The organism is Streptomyces sp. NPDC047917, from assembly GCF_043204345.1.
Classification (GTDB): Bacteria; Actinomycetota; Actinomycetes; order Streptomycetales; family Streptomycetaceae; genus Streptomyces; species Streptomyces sanglieri.
The window spans coordinates 262825-279452 of sequence record NZ_JBIDCA010000012.1; the positions used below are offsets into that span (position 1 = coordinate 262825).

Annotated in this window: 15 protein-coding genes; 13 read left to right on the top strand and 2 right to left on the bottom strand. The window is 71.7% G+C overall.

Translation table 11 applies throughout. The features are described 5' to 3' along the window. Window positions 1–271: 271 nt before the first annotated feature. From ACGF8B_RS29030 to ACGF8B_RS29045, 4 genes are all read left to right on the top strand, one after another. Window positions 272–1732, top strand: a complete 1461-nt coding sequence (locus tag ACGF8B_RS29030; protein ID WP_392744331.1) for an aldehyde dehydrogenase — start codon at window positions 272–274, stop codon at window positions 1730–1732. Further along, entirely contained in the window at window positions 1732–1965 is a 234-nt protein-coding gene (locus tag ACGF8B_RS29035; RefSeq protein ID WP_392744333.1) for a ferredoxin, read from the top strand. The genes ACGF8B_RS29030 and ACGF8B_RS29035 overlap by 1 nt, the downstream gene beginning before the upstream one ends. Window positions 1966–2357: 392 nt before the next feature. Further along, window positions 2358–2753, top strand: a complete 396-nt coding sequence (locus ACGF8B_RS29040) for a hypothetical protein (protein WP_392744336.1) — start codon at window positions 2358–2360, stop codon at window positions 2751–2753. Window positions 2754–2865: 112 nt separating this feature from the next. Then, on the top strand, window positions 2866–3810 hold the full coding sequence (locus ACGF8B_RS29045; RefSeq protein ID WP_392744338.1) for a DUF3626 domain-containing protein: 945 nt from the start codon (window positions 2866–2868) through the stop codon (window positions 3808–3810). A gap of 31 nt (window positions 3811–3841) precedes the next feature. Here ACGF8B_RS29045 and ACGF8B_RS29050 read toward each other — a convergent pair whose 3' ends face one another. Further along, window positions 3842–5476: an alpha/beta fold hydrolase gene (locus ACGF8B_RS29050; protein ID WP_392744340.1), complete on the bottom strand. Its 1635-nt coding sequence runs from the start codon at window positions 5474–5476 to the stop codon at window positions 3842–3844. Between the two features lie 479 nt (window positions 5477–5955). Between ACGF8B_RS29050 and ACGF8B_RS29055 the strand changes: the two genes are divergently transcribed. The 7 genes from ACGF8B_RS29055 (at window position 5956) to ACGF8B_RS29085 (ending at window position 11937) form a co-directional block, all read left to right on the top strand. After that, window positions 5956–6942: an urea transporter gene (locus ACGF8B_RS29055; protein WP_392744341.1), complete on the top strand. Its 987-nt coding sequence runs from the start codon at window positions 5956–5958 to the stop codon at window positions 6940–6942. Between the two features lie 4 nt (window positions 6943–6946). Then, a complete protein-coding gene (locus tag ACGF8B_RS29060) occupies window positions 6947–7252 on the top strand; it encodes an urease subunit gamma (protein ID WP_392744343.1) in 306 nt (101 codons plus the stop codon). Between the two features lie 116 nt (window positions 7253–7368). Next, window positions 7369–7779, top strand: coding sequence for an urease subunit beta (locus tag ACGF8B_RS29065; protein ID WP_392744346.1), 411 nt, complete (start codon window positions 7369–7371; stop codon window positions 7777–7779). After that, a complete protein-coding gene (gene ureC / locus ACGF8B_RS29070; RefSeq protein ID WP_392744349.1) occupies window positions 7779–9503 on the top strand; it encodes an urease subunit alpha in 1725 nt (574 codons plus the stop codon). Before ACGF8B_RS29065 ends, ureC begins: the two co-directional genes overlap by 1 nt. 45 nt (window positions 9504–9548) lie before the next feature. Then, window positions 9549–10247 carry an urease accessory protein UreF gene (locus tag ACGF8B_RS29075; RefSeq protein WP_392744351.1) on the top strand — a complete coding sequence of 233 codons (699 nt, stop codon included), beginning with the start codon at window positions 9549–9551 and terminating at the stop codon, window positions 10245–10247. A 110-nt stretch (window positions 10248–10357) separates the two neighbouring features. Further along, window positions 10358–10999, top strand: a complete 642-nt coding sequence (gene ureG, locus ACGF8B_RS29080; protein WP_392744642.1) for an urease accessory protein UreG — start codon at window positions 10358–10360, stop codon at window positions 10997–10999. A gap of 59 nt (window positions 11000–11058) precedes the next feature. Next, window positions 11059–11937 carry an urease accessory protein UreD gene (locus ACGF8B_RS29085; protein ID WP_392744644.1) on the top strand — a complete coding sequence of 293 codons (879 nt, stop codon included), beginning with the start codon at window positions 11059–11061 and terminating at the stop codon, window positions 11935–11937. A 52-nt stretch (window positions 11938–11989) separates the two neighbouring features. Here ACGF8B_RS29085 and ACGF8B_RS29090 read toward each other — a convergent pair whose 3' ends face one another. Continuing rightward, window positions 11990–13459, bottom strand: a complete 1470-nt coding sequence (locus tag ACGF8B_RS29090; protein ID WP_392744353.1) for a PHB depolymerase family esterase — start codon at window positions 13457–13459, stop codon at window positions 11990–11992. Between the two features lie 283 nt (window positions 13460–13742). Between ACGF8B_RS29090 and ACGF8B_RS29095 the strand changes: the two genes are divergently transcribed. Beyond that, the gene (locus ACGF8B_RS29095) at window positions 13743–14549 is read left to right on the top strand and encodes a 3-hydroxybutyrate dehydrogenase (RefSeq protein ID WP_392744355.1); all 807 of its coding nucleotides are present in this window, start codon (window positions 13743–13745) and stop codon (window positions 14547–14549) included. Window positions 14550–14628: 79 nt separating this feature from the next. Further along, window positions 14629–16620, top strand: coding sequence for a helix-turn-helix domain-containing protein (locus tag ACGF8B_RS29100; RefSeq protein WP_392744358.1), 1992 nt, complete (start codon window positions 14629–14631; stop codon window positions 16618–16620). The last annotated feature ends 8 nt before the right edge of the window (window positions 16621–16628 follow it).

Consider the following 16628-nt stretch of genomic DNA (forward strand, 5'->3'; position numbering starts at 1 on the left):
CGAAGGTGACCTGTCGAGGGCCAGCGACGTGAACGTGGAGATTCGGCGCCATCCGCACGCGAAGCGACGGGGGTGTTCATGATCTCGGCGGGAGAGCACCCGATTTTTCTGCCCACGGCCTGTGCGTGGGGCGCCGATCGATCCGGTACGGCCGGGTGATCCCGGCGGGCGCTGTCGCGGTCGTTTACTACTGGAACTGGAACTGGTATCAGTTCTGACACAGAGTCAGATGATGAGGCGGGTACGCACCGGTTCGCGGGAGGCAGCAGCCATGACCGAGCTTGTCGAACACGGAAAACTGTTCATCGGCGGGGAGTTGGTCGATCCGCTGGGCCGGGAAGTGATCGAGGTCGTCTCGCCCCACACCGAGCAGGTCATCGGCCGGGTGCCGCATGCCTCCCGGGCGGATGTCGACGCGGCCGTCGCCGCCGGGCGACGGGCGTTCGACGAGGGGCCCTGGCCCCGGATGAGCCTGGACGAGCGGATCGCGGTGGTGACCCGGATCAAGGACGCGTTCGCCGTCCGGTACGAGGAGATCGCCCGGGTCATCAGCTCGGAGAACGGCACCCCGTACACGTCGAGCGTCATGGTGCAGGCGCTCGCCGCGATGATGGTGTGGGACTCGGCGATCACCGTGGCCCGGGACTTCCCGTACGAGGAGCGGCGGGCCGGGGCGCTCGGACCGTTGCTGGTGCGGCGGGAGCCGGTCGGGGTGGTCGCGGCCGTCGTGCCGTGGAACGTTCCGCAGTTCACCGCCGCCGCCAAGCTCGCGCCCGCGCTGCTGGCGGGCTGCTCCGCCGTGCTCAAGGTCTCGCCGGAATCCCCGCTGGACGCCTACATCCTGGCCGAGATCGCCGCCGACGCCGGGCTGCCGGAGGGCGTGCTCTCCATCCTTCCGGCCGACCGCGAGGTCAGCGAGTACCTGGTCGGGCACCCCGGCGTCGACAAGGTGTCGTTCACCGGGTCGGTGGCCGCCGGGCGCCGGGTGATGGAGGTCGCCTCCCGCAACCTCACCCGGGTCACCCTGGAACTGGGCGGCAAGTCCGCCGCCGTGATCCTTCCCGACGCCGATCTGGACGCCGCCGTCGCGGGCATCGTCCCCTTCGCCTGGATGATCAACGGCCAGGCGTGCGTGGCCCAGACCCGCATCCTCGTCCCGCGCTCCCGCTACGACGAGACGGCCGAGGCGTTCGCCGCCGCGGCGTCCGCGCTGAAGGTCGGCGACCCGCTCGACCCGGCCACCGAACTCGGCCCCCTGGTCGCACGGCGCCAGCAGCAGCGCTCGCTCGACTACATCCGGATCGGGCAGGACGAGGGCGCCAAGATCCTCACCGGCGGCGGCCGCCCGGCATCCCAGGAACGCGGCTGGTACGTCGAGCCGACGCTCTTCGGCGACGTCGACAACTCGATGCGGATCGCCCGCGAGGAGATCTTCGGCCCCGTCATCTGCCTGCTGCCGTACGGGGACGAGGACGAGGCCGTACGGATCGCCGACGACTCCGACTACGGGCTCAGCGGCAGCGTCTGGACCGCCGACACCGAGCGCGGCATCGACATCGCCCGGCGGGTCAGGACGGGCACGTACAGTGTGAACACCTTCAGCCTCGACATGCTCGGCCCGTTCGGCGGGTACAAGAACTCCGGTCTGGGCCGGGAGTTCGGGCCCGAGGGGTACGGCGAGTACTTCGAGCACAAGATGATCCACCTGCCGGCCGGATACGAGGGGGCGTGATGGGCGACCGCTGGGCCGTGGAGGTCGACCGGGGTGTCTGCATCGGCTCCGGGATGTGTGTGAACCACGCGCCGGGCGCCTTCGCCCTGGACACCGCCCGCCAGTCCCGCCCGTCGGCCCCGGAGACCGACGCCGACGAGCAGGTCCTCGCGGCCGCGGAGGGCTGCCCGGTCGAGGCGATCACGATCACCCTGACCGACTCGGGAGAGGTCGTCTTCCCACCGGAGGAGTAGGCGGCGGTTCTCCCGCGCGAACGCGAACGAAACACGTGAAGTCGGCCCGTACCGGAGCGGATCCGGTACGGGCCGGCTCCTTGTCTACGCGCTGCGTACGAAACCGCTGCGATGCTTGGGGGAGCCGAATGCTTCAAGGATCAGGATCTGGCTGACTGTCAGGTGAATCTGCTCATGTACGGCCGAGGGGGAACGGATGTGGGTGGGACCTACGTCACGGGATGGGATGACGGGTGTGTCGCCGATCTGGACAAGGGCGGGTATCAGTGCTGAGCAATATCCGAGGAAGGGTGTGGATTGCCGCGGTGGCCCTTTCCGTTGCCCTTACTTCTTGCGTAGGCACGGGTCCGAGTTCCGTGCGGTTCGGGTACCGGCTGGATGATCGGGGGAACGTGGTGATCGCCTCCCCTCTCTGCCCGATGGATGAGGTTTCCGGAGCTGAAATCACCATCCGTGTCAAGCGCGGGGATACGAGCAGTTCCGAGAAATTGTGGGAGGCCAGGGGGGCCGCTTCCGAAGAGGTGAAGCGGGGCGTCTTCACCGTGGGGACGTCAGACAGTTTTCGCCAGGAAGGAAAGCCTCTCGCAGGGGCACTTCCCGAGGGCTTCTATGTCGGGGTCAAGGAATCGTCACGTGACGGTAAGTCGAATTCTGCCAGAGGTGACTGGATTGACCTGTCAGCCCAGTCGCCACGTCCCCTGAAAGCAGGGGAGTATCTGACGTCGAAAGGGAAAATCGTCAGCCGGCAGTGGGTGAACGATCAGCTGGGATGCGGAAAGAAGACCTGAGCCTCCGGTGCGGGTCGCAGGAACGGGAGGCCGGTGGTGGTCCTGTGCTCGTACGCGCGGGCGGCGCACAAGTCGCGTGCGGTGGTTGGTCGAACTGCGGAAGACTGTTCGGATGATCTCCTCGTCCTCCCGGACTCCGCAGGAACGGGCCCTCGGGCATGTCGCGAAGCTGGCGTCGGGCCCGCCGTTGGATCCGGCGCTGCGGGTGACCCTCAACTTCCACCCGGATCGGCTGCTGCGCGGCAGGCCGATCCTGGACGCCATGGCCGAGGACGGTGGCTACCGCTCGCAGTTCGTCACGGGGACCAGTAACGGCGGGCTCACCGCGCATCCCGGTGGTGACCGGTGGCGTTGGGAGAGCCGGATCTTCGGTGGTGCGTACGACGAGGCGCCCGGTCACGAGCGTCCCGTCTACGGGGCCTTGGACTTCCGCCGCAAACCCGTCGGCGCGGCACCGAGGTTCGGCTCCGCCCATTTCCGGCTGACGTCCGAGACGCTGACGCGGACCACGTTCTGCTACCCGGACAGCTTCCTCGAACCCTCGGACTTCGGTGTCGCGGCCCGCATGGGGCTCATCGACCTCGCCCTCGCCGACCGGCAGGACGACCTCGACGACTACATCGAGGCGCAGGTCCACGGGCCCGTACGGCCGGACGGCCATGTGGAGGCGCTCGTCCTGGATCCCTGCTACCGGGGCTCGGCCGTCGAGGAGGCGGCTCTGCGTCTGGGCTGCCCCGTGGAGTGGCACCCCGGCTTCCGGCTCACGGCCGACGAGCTTCACCGCCATCCCGGCTACCGGGGGCAGGAATACGTCGACCTCGGCGTACGGATCGCTGTCGACGGTGTGCTCGATCCGCGCGTCGTCGGGGACGCGGCCCGGTCCGGACACCACGACCCGCAGGCGATCAAGAAGGTGTGGCACTGCGTCGCGCGTTTCGGGGCGCCCGGAAAGGGCGCTGACGATTCGGTGCGTCCGGCACTGACGGAGGCGGCCGCGCGCGTCGAACTGTCCGTCCAGCCGGCACGTCCTCCGAAGGCAGGGGCCCCCGGTACGTGAGGCGGCGCGGCTTCGCCGCGCTCCCGCCGGCTCAGGCGTACCGGCGCAGCAGTCCGTCCACGTACGCCGCCAGCCGTTCCCCCAGCACCTCGGGCGTCAGATCGTCGCGCCCCAGCTCGCGCCACGGTCCGGCCAGTTTCGCCGCGTCCGGGCAGTAGTGCAGGGCGTCGAGCAGCCGCCAGTACAGGTGGTCGGGTCCGGTGGCGAGGCCGTGGCCGCCCTGTGCCTCGTACCGGTCGCGGAAGTCCAGCCCGTACGCCGGTCCGTGCAGCAGGGCGAGCGCGGTCGAGCAGTGCGCCACATCCAGGTCGGCAGGACCCCACGAGGTCTCGACCCAGTCCACGACACCGGTGATCCGCAGCTCGGGCCCGGATCCCGCGAAGAGCACGTTCCCGGGGTGGAAGTCGCGGTGCAGGAAGCGGCCTTCGTACGGCGGCGGGTCGCGGCGGATCACATCCACAGCCTGCTCCCACAGGGGTCCGTCCGGAGCGCGGACGCGTTCCGGGGACGTCCATGGCTGGTAGGTGCGCGGCCTTTCGACCGGTACGACGGCGTGGACGCGGACGAGTTGGGCCGCGAGCAGGTCCAGGCGCCGGTCGAGATCGTCGCCGTCGACGCGGACGCGCCCCGGCAGCGCGGACATCAACAGGGTCGGGTGGTCGCAGTGCTCGGCGGTGGCGTCCAACGCGAGGGGGCCGGGCGCGGGGACGGAGTCCTGCTCGGCGAGCAGCGCCAGGACGGACGCCTCGCGGTTCAGCAGCCCGGGACCGTGGTGGCGGAAGAAGGGCTTCACGAAGGTGCGTTGCACCAGGTCCGTGCCGTCGTCGAGGGCGAGCCGGCGCATCTGGGAGCTCCAGCCGCCGGTCAGGAGACGGGAGCCGGTGACCGATCGGCCGGGGCCGATCTGCTTCGCCACCCACGCGCGCGTCGCCGTCCAGCCCCGGTTGCCGAGCCCGGTCAGCACCGCCGCCACGAACTCCCGCCGGTCGTCGCCGTGGTCGCGGAACCACTGGCCCAGCCGGTGCGTCGCGTCCGGCAGTTCGAACCGTGTGTACTGGGCGCGCGCGGCCAGCGCCTCCTGCACGGCCTCGGTCACCGCCGGTGGGATCACCGCGTCCGTGCCCGGCACGGCGAGCACGGCCCGGCCCCCGTACGTCCGCAGCGCGTCGAGCGCGGGCGCCTCCCGCCAGCTGTCCGGCCGCCGGATGATTCCGCTGAACCGGCCGTTCCCGTCACCGAAGGGCTCGTCCCACGCCTCGGCGGCGTACACGGCGGGCGCGCACAGTCCCATCGCCGCCACACGGTCCCCGTAGTGCCGGGCGAGATCGGCCACCGTCTGCCCGCTCATGCTGAACCCCACCAGGACCAGCGGCCCGTCCGTCCCCGCGTACGCCTCGATCACCGCAACGGCCTGGTCGAACCGTCGCCGTAGGCTCAACTCACCGAGCTTCCCGGTGCTTTCGCCGTGCCCGGAGAAGTCGAAGGCGATCGCGCGGCAGCCGTGGGCCACGAACTCCCGCACCAGCGGCAGCAGTCGCTCCTTGCTGCCGGTGCCCGCGCCGTGCAGCAGCACGGCGGTGGTCCCAGCGGTGGTCCCGGACGGCTCACCGCCGTACACACCGCTGAGCCGTTCGCCGCCGTGGTCGTGGGTGAAGTCGAGGAGCATGCCCCCATTCACTCACGAACCACTCACGCACGGCCTCTGCCCCCCCCCCCCCAGGGGGGGCGTAGGGTACGCCGGCTTTCTGTGGGGAGTGCCGGGTCGGATCCCTTGTGCCGGAATTTAACCTAATTTTCTTGTCGAATTTCGTGTGTGCATGGTGCACGTAGTTGTGCGGGGTGGGGTGCTTTCGTGGGTTTTCTTTCGGTCAAAAGGTGGATGTGGAATGTTCAACACCTGGCTAAGGATTTCGCTGCGGAGGGGGTTCGGGGTGGCTGCCGGTGCACCCTGGAAGGGTGTTGAGCTGGGAGTATCGCCGAGAGTCAATGAAGTATCGCGCTTCGTGGTCACATCTCTTCGATGCCTTTGTGTCGCTGCCGGGCGTACCGTCTCAACGGATTGTTGATCAAGATCCACATCTCCCGGATGAGGTGATGTGGAGGTATTCGGTGTGCCCTCATTCGTCATGTCTCAAAGGAGAAGGCGTGCCCGCAGCAGAACAGGCGGTGCGGATACGGGGCCGGGTATTTCCCCGGGGCCGGGCGGTTCCGCGGACCGGGGCGGCGCAGTTGCGCGGCATCGCGCAGGTGGTGCTTGTCGGCAGTCCGTGGTCCGGGCTGCTGTTCGCGGTCGCGCTGTTCGTCGGCGGGTGGCGGCTCGGGGTGTTCGGGCTGCTCGGGACCGTCGCGTCCACCGGGGCGGCGGTTCTGCTCGGGGCCGACCGGAAGGGCGTGGAGCAGGGCCTTCAGGGCTACTGCGGGTGCCTGACCGGCCTCGCCCTGGTGATCCGGCTCGGCGCCTCGTGGCGGACAGCCGTGCTGGTCGTGCTCGCGGCGGCGGTCTGCGCCGTGCTGAGCGGGGCGGCGGGCCGCCTGCTCACCCCCCTCGGGCTGCCCGTGCTGACGGCCCCGTACTGTCTGGTCGTCAGCACACTGACGGTCGCCCTGTCGAAGGGCCCGGTCACCGTCGGCGCGACCGCGCGGGTGCCGGGGTTCACGGAGCTGACGACCGCCGAAGCGGGGCGGGCGCTCTGCGCCAACATCGGCCAGATCTTCTTCCTCGACACGTGGTACGCGGGCCTGATCGTGCTCGCCGGGCTCCTCGTCGCCTCCCGGACCGTGGCGCTCGCGGCGGTGGGCGCCAGCGCCGTGGCGCTCGTGACGGCCTGCGCGGCCGGACTGCCCGCCGCCTCGATCACCGCCGGGCTGTACGGCTACAACGCGGTGCTCTGCGCCATCGCGCTGGGCGCCGTGTTCCTGACCCCCACCGTGTGGACCGCCGGTTACGCGGTACTCGCCGCCATCGCCTCGGTCCCCTTCGCCGCCGCCTGGGAAGCCTTCGCCCAGCCGTCCGGCACAACCCCCTTCACCTGGCCGTTCACCGTGACGACCTGGCTCTTCCTGGCGGCCGGTCCGGCTCTGGACCGCCCCGGGCTCTCCTTCGGACACGCACCTTCGAGAAAGCAGACGTGACGTCATGAACCTCGCACCGCGGGAAATCGACAAACTCCATGTCTACGTGGTCGCGGACCTGGCCCGCCGCCGCCGCGACCGGGGAACCAAGCTCAACTACAGCGAAGCCGCCGCGCTGATCACCGAGGCCGTCCTGGAGGCCGCCCGCGACGGCCACACCGTCGCCGAATGCATGGAGCTGGGCCGCAAGGTCGTCAAGGGCGACGAAGTGATGCCCGGCGTACGGGAGATGCTCACCGTCCTCCAGGTCGAGACGGCCTTCGTCGACGGGACGAAGCTGGTCACCTGCCACGACCCGATCAGCGCCTGAGACGCCTGAGACGCCTGAGGCGCCCGAGACCACTGAGATGTCCGAGACGGCTGAGACATCGAGATGTTCGAGGCGCCCGAGACGTCCGGGACGACTGAGAGACCTAGGAGACACAGATGTCGGGCGGAGCCCACTACCTCTACGGGGACGACCCCGTGGAGATCAACGCCAACCGTGCCAGGACCAGGCTCACCGTCGCCAACACCGGTGACCGGGCCGTCCAGGTCGGCTCCCACTACCACTTCTTCGAGACCAACCGCGCCCTGCGCTTCGACCGCGAGGCCGCCTACGGCATGCGCCTGGACATCCCCTCCGGAACCGCGGTGCGCTTCGAGCCCGGCGACACCCGCGAGGTGGAGCTCTGCGCCTTCGGCGGCAACGGGCGGCTCACCGGCTTCGCCGCACTCGTCAACGGCGGCCTGTCCGCCCCGGACACCCGGCGCGACGCGCTCCGCCGCGCCGCGGAACTCGGCTTCGTACAGCCCGGGTCCGGAACCGAGCAGAACGAAGAAGAGGAGCGGAACTGATGGCGATCATCCCGCGCAAGCAGTACACGGATCTGTTCGGCCCCACCGTGGGCGACCGGTTCCACCTGGCCGACACCAACCTGATCGTCGAGGTCGAGTACGACCACAACGCCGGTTCCTACGGCGAAGAGGCCGTCTACGGCGGTGGCAAGGCCATCCGGGACGGCATGGCCCAGGACCCGTCCGCGCTCAACCGCGAGGGCGCACTGGACCTCGTCATCACCAACGTCGTGGTCCTCGACCCGGTCCTCGGCGTGGTCAAGGGCGACATCGGGGTCCGCGGCGGCCTGATCGTCGGCGTCGGCAAGGCGGGGAACCCGCATCTCCAGAACGGCGTCGACCCCAAGCTCGTCATCGGCCCCGGCACCGAGGTCATATCCGGCGAGCACCTCATCGCCACCGCGGGCGGCGTCGACACGCACATCCACTTCATCGCGCCCCAGCAGGCCCAGGAAGGCCTGTCCAACGGCATCACCACCTTCTTCGGCGGCGGCACCGGACCCACCGACGGAACCAACGGCACCACCTGCACCCCCGGCCCCTGGAACATCCACCGGATGCTGGAGGCCGTGGAGGACCTGCCGGTCAACGTGGGCCTGCTCGGCAAGGGCAACGGCAGCCTGCCCGAGGCCCTGCGCGAGCAGGTCGAGGCGGGAGCGGCCGGGCTGAAGGTGCACGAGGACTGGGGCGCCACCCCCGCCTCGATCGACACCGCGCTGCGGGTCGCCGACGAGCACGACGTACAGATGGCCATCCACACCGACACCCTCAACGAGGGGGGTTTCTACGAGGACACCCTTTCCGCGATCGACGGCCGGACCATCCACACCTTCCACACCGAGGGCGCGGGCGGCGGCCACGCCCCCGACATCATCCGGGTGTCCGGCGAGGCCAACGTGCTGCCGGCCTCCACCAACCCCACCCTGCCGTACACCGTCAACGCGGTGGACGAGCTGCTGGACATGGTGATGGTCTGCCACCACCTGTCCCGCGACATCCCCGAGGACGTCTCGTTCGCCGACAGCCGGGTGCGCGCCGAGACGATCGCGGCCGAGACCGTACTGCACGACCTCGGGGTCATCAGCATCTTCTCCTCCGACTCCCAGGCCATGGGCCGGGTCGGCGAGACCTTCCTCCGGGCCTTCCAGACGGCGCACCACTGCAAGGAGATGCGCGGCCCGCTGGCGGAGGACAGCTCCCGCAACGACAACGCGCGGGTCCTGCGGTACCTGGCCAAGCTGACCATCAACCCCGCCACCGCGGTCGGTGCCTCGGACGTGATCGGCTCCCTGGAACCCGGCAAGCTCGCCGACATCGTTCTCTGGCCGATCCACTCCTTCGCCGCCAAGCCCAAGCTGATCATCAAGGGCGGCATGGTCAACTGGGCCCTGATGGGCGACCCGAACGCCTCGCTGCCGACACCCCAACCGGTGTACTACCGCCCGATGTTCGGCACCCACGGCCGGGCGAAGCAGCGCACCTCGGTGACGTTCATGTCGCAGGCGTCCATCGCCGCCGGGGTTCCGGACGAGCTGGGGCTCCAGCGGCGCATCGAGCCGGTGCGGCGCTGCCGGACCATCGGCAAGCAGCACATGGTGCGCAACGACGCGCTGCCGCGCATCGAGGTGGACCCCGAGACGTACAAGGTCACCGTGGACGGCGAGCCCGCCACCATCGAGCCGGCCGAGCGGCTCCCGCTCAACCACCTCTTCTACATCGTCTGACGCATGCCCGGCAGCGTCCGACGACCGCCCGAACGGAGAACCGGTGTGAACGACCCGATACCGATCCCGGCGCTGCTGACCGGACTCCAGCTCACCGACTCGGCCTTCCCCAGCGGCTACTACACCCTCTCCCACGGGCTGGAGGGCTTCCAGCAGGCCCGCTCGGTCACCCCGTCCGGCCTGCCGGCGCTCCTGCACGACCTGCTGCGCCACAGTGCGGGCCCGGCCGACGCCACCGCCCTCGCGCTCGCCCACCGCGCGGTCACCGCCGACGACTGGGACGAGGTGGTGGCCGTGGAGCAGCGGCTGCACGCCACCAAACTGGGCCGCGAGGCCCGGCAGGCCGCCGTCCGCACCGGGCGGCAGCTGCTGGACCTGGCCGGCGAGGTGTACGGCACCGCGCCGATCGAGCGGTACCGGGACCTGTACCGGGACGGCGCCGTACGCGGCTGCCAGCCGGTCGTCGCCGCCGTCGTCCACGCCGGCAACGGGCTGCCCGTCCGCCAGGCGGTCACCTGCGAACTGTTCGCCTTCGCGGCCAGTTTCGTGGGGGCCGCCATGCGGCTGCGGCTCACCGACCACCGCCGGGCGCAGGTCGTGCTGCACGGCGCCGCCCCGGTCATCGAGGAGACCGTCGCCGCGGCCCTGGACCGGGAACTGCCCGACATCGGCGGCTGCGTCCCGGTGGCCGACGTCATGGCCGGCCGCCACGAGCGCGCCGAGGCACGTCTGTTCGCCAGCTGAGGGCTGTCCCGCCCTTAGACCCCCTCCCACCCTTTCCGACCAGACAGGATCACAGGATCACCATGCACGACCCCATGCAGGCCAGGCACCACCACCACGACGACGAACTCATGCGGCGGCCGAAGGACGGCGTCCTGCGCGTCGGGATCGCCGGACCGGTCGGCTCCGGCAAGACCGCGCTGATCGAGGCGCTCGTCCCGGTGCTGATCGAGCGCGGCCGGATCCCCGCCGTCATCACCAACGACATCTTCACCACCGAGGACGCCGCGCATGTGCGCCGCACCCTGGCCGGAATCCTCGACGCCGAACGGATCGTCGGCGTGGAGACCGGGGCCTGCCCGCACACCGCCGTCCGGGACGACCCGACGATGAACCAGGCGGCCGCGGACGAACTCCTGGAGCGCTTCCCCGAGGTGGACACCCTGCTCTTCGAGAGCGGCGGGGACAATCTCACCCTCACCTTCAGCCCCGCACTGGTCGACCTGTTCCTGTTCGTGCTGGACACCGCCGAGGGCGACAAGATGCCCCGCAAACGCGGCCCCGGCATCACCGAGTGCGAACTGCTCGTCATCAACAAGGTGGACATCGCCCCCTACGTACGGTGCGACCTCGGCGTCATGGAGTCGGACGCGCACCGCGTCCGGGAAGGCCGGCCGGTGGTGCTGACCAATTCGCTCACCGGAGAGGGCCTCGGCACCATCGCCGACTTCCTCCTGTCCCACGAAGCCGCCCAGGAGACGGCCTCCGCGTGACCGGGGCGCCCGCGCGGCTGGATCCCGCGCACTACGAACCCCGGCGGGTACCGGCCCGGATGCTCGAACTCACCGGCACCCCGGACACCCTGGCCGCCGGGCGCCCCGGCAAGGTCGGCCTGCTCGAACTGGGCTACGCACAGGTGGACGGGCGGACCGAACTCGTCGACCGGTACCAGAAGTCACCGCTGCAGATCATGCGCCCGCTGTACATCGATCCGCTGCGCCCCGGCCTTCCGGTGACCTTTCTGATGTCGACCGGCGGCGGCGTCGTCCAGGCCGACCGCAACCGGATCGACATCGACTGCGGCCCCGGCACCTCGGTCCACCTGACCACACAGGCCGCCACCAAGGTGCACCGGATGGAGTTCGACCACGCGACCCAGATGGTCAACCTGGCTGCGGGGGAGGGGAGTTACGTCGAGTATCTGCCGGACTCCCTCATCCCCTACCGGGACGCCCGCTTCTACCAGCACACCCGGGTGACCGTGGACCCGACCGCAACCGTGCTGCTGGGCGAGACGATCGCGGCCGGACGGCTGGCCCGTGGCGAACGGCACGCCTACCGGATGCTCTTCAGCGATCTGGAGGTCCGGCGCCCCGACGGGACGCTCCTGGCGGTGGACAGCGTCCGGCTCGACCCGCACGGACCGGGCGGGGCCACCGGGCCGGCCGTCTTCGCGGGCCACGACCTGATGGCCTCCCTGTACGCGGTCACCCCGCTCGCCCCCGCCGCCCGGGTCGCCGACGCCCTCCACGAGGCGCTCGAACCGACCGGTCTGCTCTTCGGGGCGAGCACCCTGCCCGACGACTGCGGGGCGTGGGTCCGGGTCGTCGGCAGCGACCCGCCCGCCCTCACCCGCGCGATGCGCGCCGCGTGGGACGCCGTACGGCGGCTGCTCATCGGCGTCCCGGCCCCGGACCTGCGCAAGACCTGACCGCGTGGAGCGGAGACCGGGGCCGGACGCCGCCCCGGCCCCCGGACACCGCTCAGGCCGCGCACCCGGTGTCCGCGATCACGAAGTACCCCGTCGGCGACTCCCGCAGGGTGTGGGTGACGAACACGTTGTACAGGCCCATGTTCTGGTCCGAGCCGTCGGCGTACACATAGCCGCCCGTGGTGTGCGCCCGGCCCGCCGCCACCTGCGCGTAGTTGGTCGCGGTGAAGCACCGGGCCGGCGCGCCGCCGGTGGTGGTCGCCGTCACCTGGGGCGAGGCGGCGCCGGGGGTGCCCGATCCGTCGAGGGCCGTCACCGTGTAGCGGTACGCCGTCCCGGCGGTGAGACCCGGGTCCGTGTACGAAGCGGAGGCGGTGGTGGCGACCTCCGCGCCGTCACGGCGCACCGCGTACGAGTCCGCGCCCGCCACCGCGTCCCAGGCCAGCGAGACACTGTCCGCTGTGACGCCGGTGACCCGCAGACCGGACGGGGCGGGAAGCTGCTCCCCGCCGCCGGGCACGTCCCGGTCCAGGCCCCAGAAGACACCGGTGTGATACGTCGAGCAGATGGCGTTCAGGAAGTACGCGGCCGTCGTCCCGCACTGCTCGGCGCCCGAGCCGGGGCTCACGGCCAGACCGTGGCCCATGCCGGAGACGGAGTACGTCACCACCGCCGGATTCCCCGAGGCGTCGTCGTACACGCTGCGCGTCGTGCCGCCGGGGAGGCTGTCGGTGGCCGACGGGGTCTGGCCGATGCCCCAGACGTCCGTCCACTGGTCGCGCAGGGCCGTCGCGTTGGCCGGGTACACCGTGTAGTCGGCGCTGCCCTGCCAGATCGCCACCCGGGGCCAGGGGCCCGCGTATCCGGGGTGGGCGGCGCGCACCTTGTCACCCCACTGCGCGGGCGTCAGCTTCTGCGGACCCGTCTGGCAGCCGGACGCGCCGGCCTGGCTCGTCGCGCACTGGGCGGGCAGCCCCGAGGCCACGGAACCGCCCGCGAACACGTCCGGGTAGGCGGCCAGCAGGTCGGCCGTCATCCCGCCGCCCGCCGAGAGGCCGGTGACGTACACCCGGCGGCCGTCCGAGCCGTACTGCTGCTTCGCGTACTCCACCATCTGCACGATCGAGGCGGCCTCACCCCGGCCCCGGCCGTCCTCGGCCGGATCGAACCAGCCGAAGCAGGACAGCGCGTTGTTGGCGGCCGTGGTCTGCGGGAACACCACGGCGAAGTCCCACAGATCGGCGTACTTCGGCCAGCCCGAGTTCGTGTAGTAGCCGTTCGCGGTCTGCGTGCAGCCGTGCAGGGCGACGACCAGCGGCGCGTTCGCCGGCAGGGACGCGGGGGCGTACTCGTACATCTGGAGGTTGCCGGGGTTCGTGCCGAAGCCGGTGACCTGTTGCAGACCACCGGCCGCAGCGGCCGGCGCCGCCGCTCCGGTGGCACCGAGCATCGCCGCGACGAGGGCGAGAGCGGCCGTGGGGGCGACGCGCCGGAGCAGGCGTCGCAGGATCGATGGGCGCACGGGTGCCTCCCTGAGAGGGCTGGGCCGGCTGATCGGACACTGCCGGCGGACGCTACGGGCCCCCCGCGTCCCCGCCCATGGGCCCGGCTGCCACTCCCCGGCACCGGCTGTGTGCGGCACCGCCGTTGCGGGCCCCGGCCGGCGGCGGCGCACCGTGCCCGGCCCGGCACACCGCAGGCCCGCCGCCGGACCCGCCCCATGTACGCCGCCACCATGTCGGCGTACGACGGTGTGTGCACCGACCCCGTGTGACGTGGGCCCCGGCCTCCTTACGGTGACGGCCATGGAGACTCCTCAGCCCCAGGCCCCCGGGCCCGCCCCGCTCACCGTCCCGCCCGCCGCGAACCCGCCGCTGACCGGGCGCACCGCGCTGGTGACCGGCGCCGCGAGCGGCATCGGACGGGCCTGCGCCCAGGCCCTGGCGGCGGCCGGCGCCCAGGTGCACGTGGTGGACAAGGCCGCCGACGCCGCGAAGAGCCTGGCGGAGGCGATCGGCGGGACGGCGTGGGTGGCCGATCTCGCCGTCCCCGACGTGGTGGACGCGCTGCCCGCCGACGTGGACATCGTGGTCAACAACGCCGGGCTCCAGCACGTCGCCCCCGTGCACGAATTCCCGCCGGACCGCTTCGCACTGATCCAGCGCGTCATGGTGGAGACCCCGTTCCGCATCTTGCGCCGGACCCTGCCGGGCATGTACGAACGCGGCTGGGGGCGCGTGGTCAACATCTCTTCGGTGCACGGACTGCGGGCCAGCCCCTACAAGTCGGCCTATGTGACGGCCAAACACGCACTGGAGGGACTCAGCAAGGTGGTCGCGCTCGAAGCGGCGGAGCACGGGGTGACGAGCAACTGCGTCTGCCCCGGTTACGTACGCACCCCGCTGGTCGAGAACCAGATCGCCGACCAGGCCCGTACGCACGGCATCTCCGAGGAGGAGGTGGTGGGCCGGGTCATGCTGGAACGCAGTGCGATCAAGCGGCTGATCGACCCCGGCGACGTCGCCGAGGCCGTGCTGTGGCTGTGCGGGCCGCGCACCGGGCACATCACCGGAACCTCGCTCGCCATGGACGGCGGCTGGACCGCCAACTGACCCGCCGCCCCTGCGAATCCCGCCGCCCCCGCGAATCCCGGCCGCTACCAATTCCGCCCCCGACGAATCCTGGCCGCCCATGTCTGAACCGTCCGCCTCTGCCGCCTCCACCTCCGCCGCACCCCATCTGCGACGCCTGCTCGACCTGCTCGCCGACGACGCCCCCGCCGAGGCGCTGGGCGCCGTCTCCTCCCGGGCGCGGGCCGCCGGGGTGTCCGCGGGCGATCTGGCGGAGGTGGAGCGGGGCACCGCCGCCGCCCTGCGGATCAGGGGCGCCCTGCGCCAGCACCGCCGCCGCGAACTCCAGCTCACCGCGCTCTTCGACACCGCGGGCGACCTGGCCGCCTCCCGTGACCTGGACGAGGTGCTGAACGCCATCGTCCGCCGGGCCAGGATGCTGCTCGGCACGGACACCGCCTACCTCACGCTCCCCGACGAGGAGGCGGGCGACACCTACATGCGGGTCACCGACGGGTCGGTGTCGGTGGCCTTCCAGCGCCTGCGGCTGGAACTGGGCGAAGGGCTCGGCGGGCTGGTGGCGCAGACCGCGAGCCCGTACGCCACCCACGACTACCGCACCGACGACCGCTTCCGCCACACCCGCAACATCGACTACGCGGTGCTCGACGACGGGCTCGTCGCCATCCTGGGCGTGCCGCTGCTCCTCGGCTCCAGCCGCGGCGGCACCGGAAAGGTCATCGGCGTCCTCTTCGCCGCCGACCGGGCACCCCGCGTCTTCGGCCCCGACGAGGTCGCGCTGCTCTGCTCGCTCGCCGCCCATGCCGCGATCGCCATCGACACCGCCCGCGCGCTCGCCGACACCCGGTCCGCACTCGACGAACTGGCCGACACCAACGCCGAACTGGCCGAGGCCAACGCCGCGGTGCGGGAGCACTCGGCGGCCATGCGCCGGGCCGAGGAGTCCCACGACCGGCTCACCGACCTGGTGCTGCGCGGCCGGGACGTCAAGGACGTCGCCGCGGCGGTCGCCGGGCTGCTGGACTCCCCGCTGACCATCCACGACCCCGGCGGACGGCCGCTGGCGGCCGTCCGGCCCGACGGCGCGGACTTCGCCGCCGACGGCATGGACGCCGGCTGGCTGGCCGAGACCGCCGAGGAGTCCCGCACCGGCGCCCGCGCCGTGCACCGGGACGGCCGGTGGATCTGCGCGGTCCTCGCCGGGCAGGAGCTCCTGGCCGGTCTCGTCCTGCACCGGCGCGGGCAGCTCGACGACTCCGACCGGCGGCTGTTCGAGCGGGCCTCGGTGGTCACCGGACTGCTCCTGCTGCTGCGGCGCACCGTCGCCGAGACCGAGAACCGGATCCGGGGCGAGCTGATCTCCGACCTGCTGACCGACGCGGACCGCGACCCGGCCGGACTCACCGAACGCGGCCGCCGGCTGGGCATCGACCTCGACCGCCCGCATCTGCTGCTGGTGGCCGAGGGCGGGGCCCGGGAACGGCTGGCCCCCGCCGCGATGCGCTATCTGTTCGGCGGGGACATCCACGGGGTGAGCGCGGAACACGCCGGGGCCGTGGTGCTGCTGGTGGCGGCCGCCGACCCCGGACCGGCCGCGGGCGACGCGGCCCGTGCGGCGGCGGCCCAGCTCGGCAGGCTCGCCCAGACCCCCGTCACCGTCGCCGCCACCGGCCCGGCACGCGGCGCCCGCGAGCTGGCCGCCGCCTACGGGGAGGCCGCCCGCTGCCTGCGTGCGATGCGGGTCCTCGGGCGCACCGGCGAGGGGGCCTGCGTCGAGGAGCTCGGCTTCCTCGGCGTGGTCCTGGGCAACGCCCAGGACGTCGACGGCTTCGTCTCGGCGACGCTCGGCCCGCTGCTGGAGTACGACGCGCGGCGCGGCACCCACCTGGTGCGCACCCTCGCCGCCTACTTCGGCTCCGGGGGCAGCCTCGTCCGGGCCAAGGACGAACTCCACGTGCACGTCAACACGGTGGTGCAGCGGCTGGACCGGGTGCAGGCGCTGCTCGGGCACGACTGGAACGGACCGGGGCGCGCCCTGGAGCTGCAACTGGCCCTGAGACTGCACCTGTTGGCGGGCGGCCGGGACCGGTAGGAGCCGCC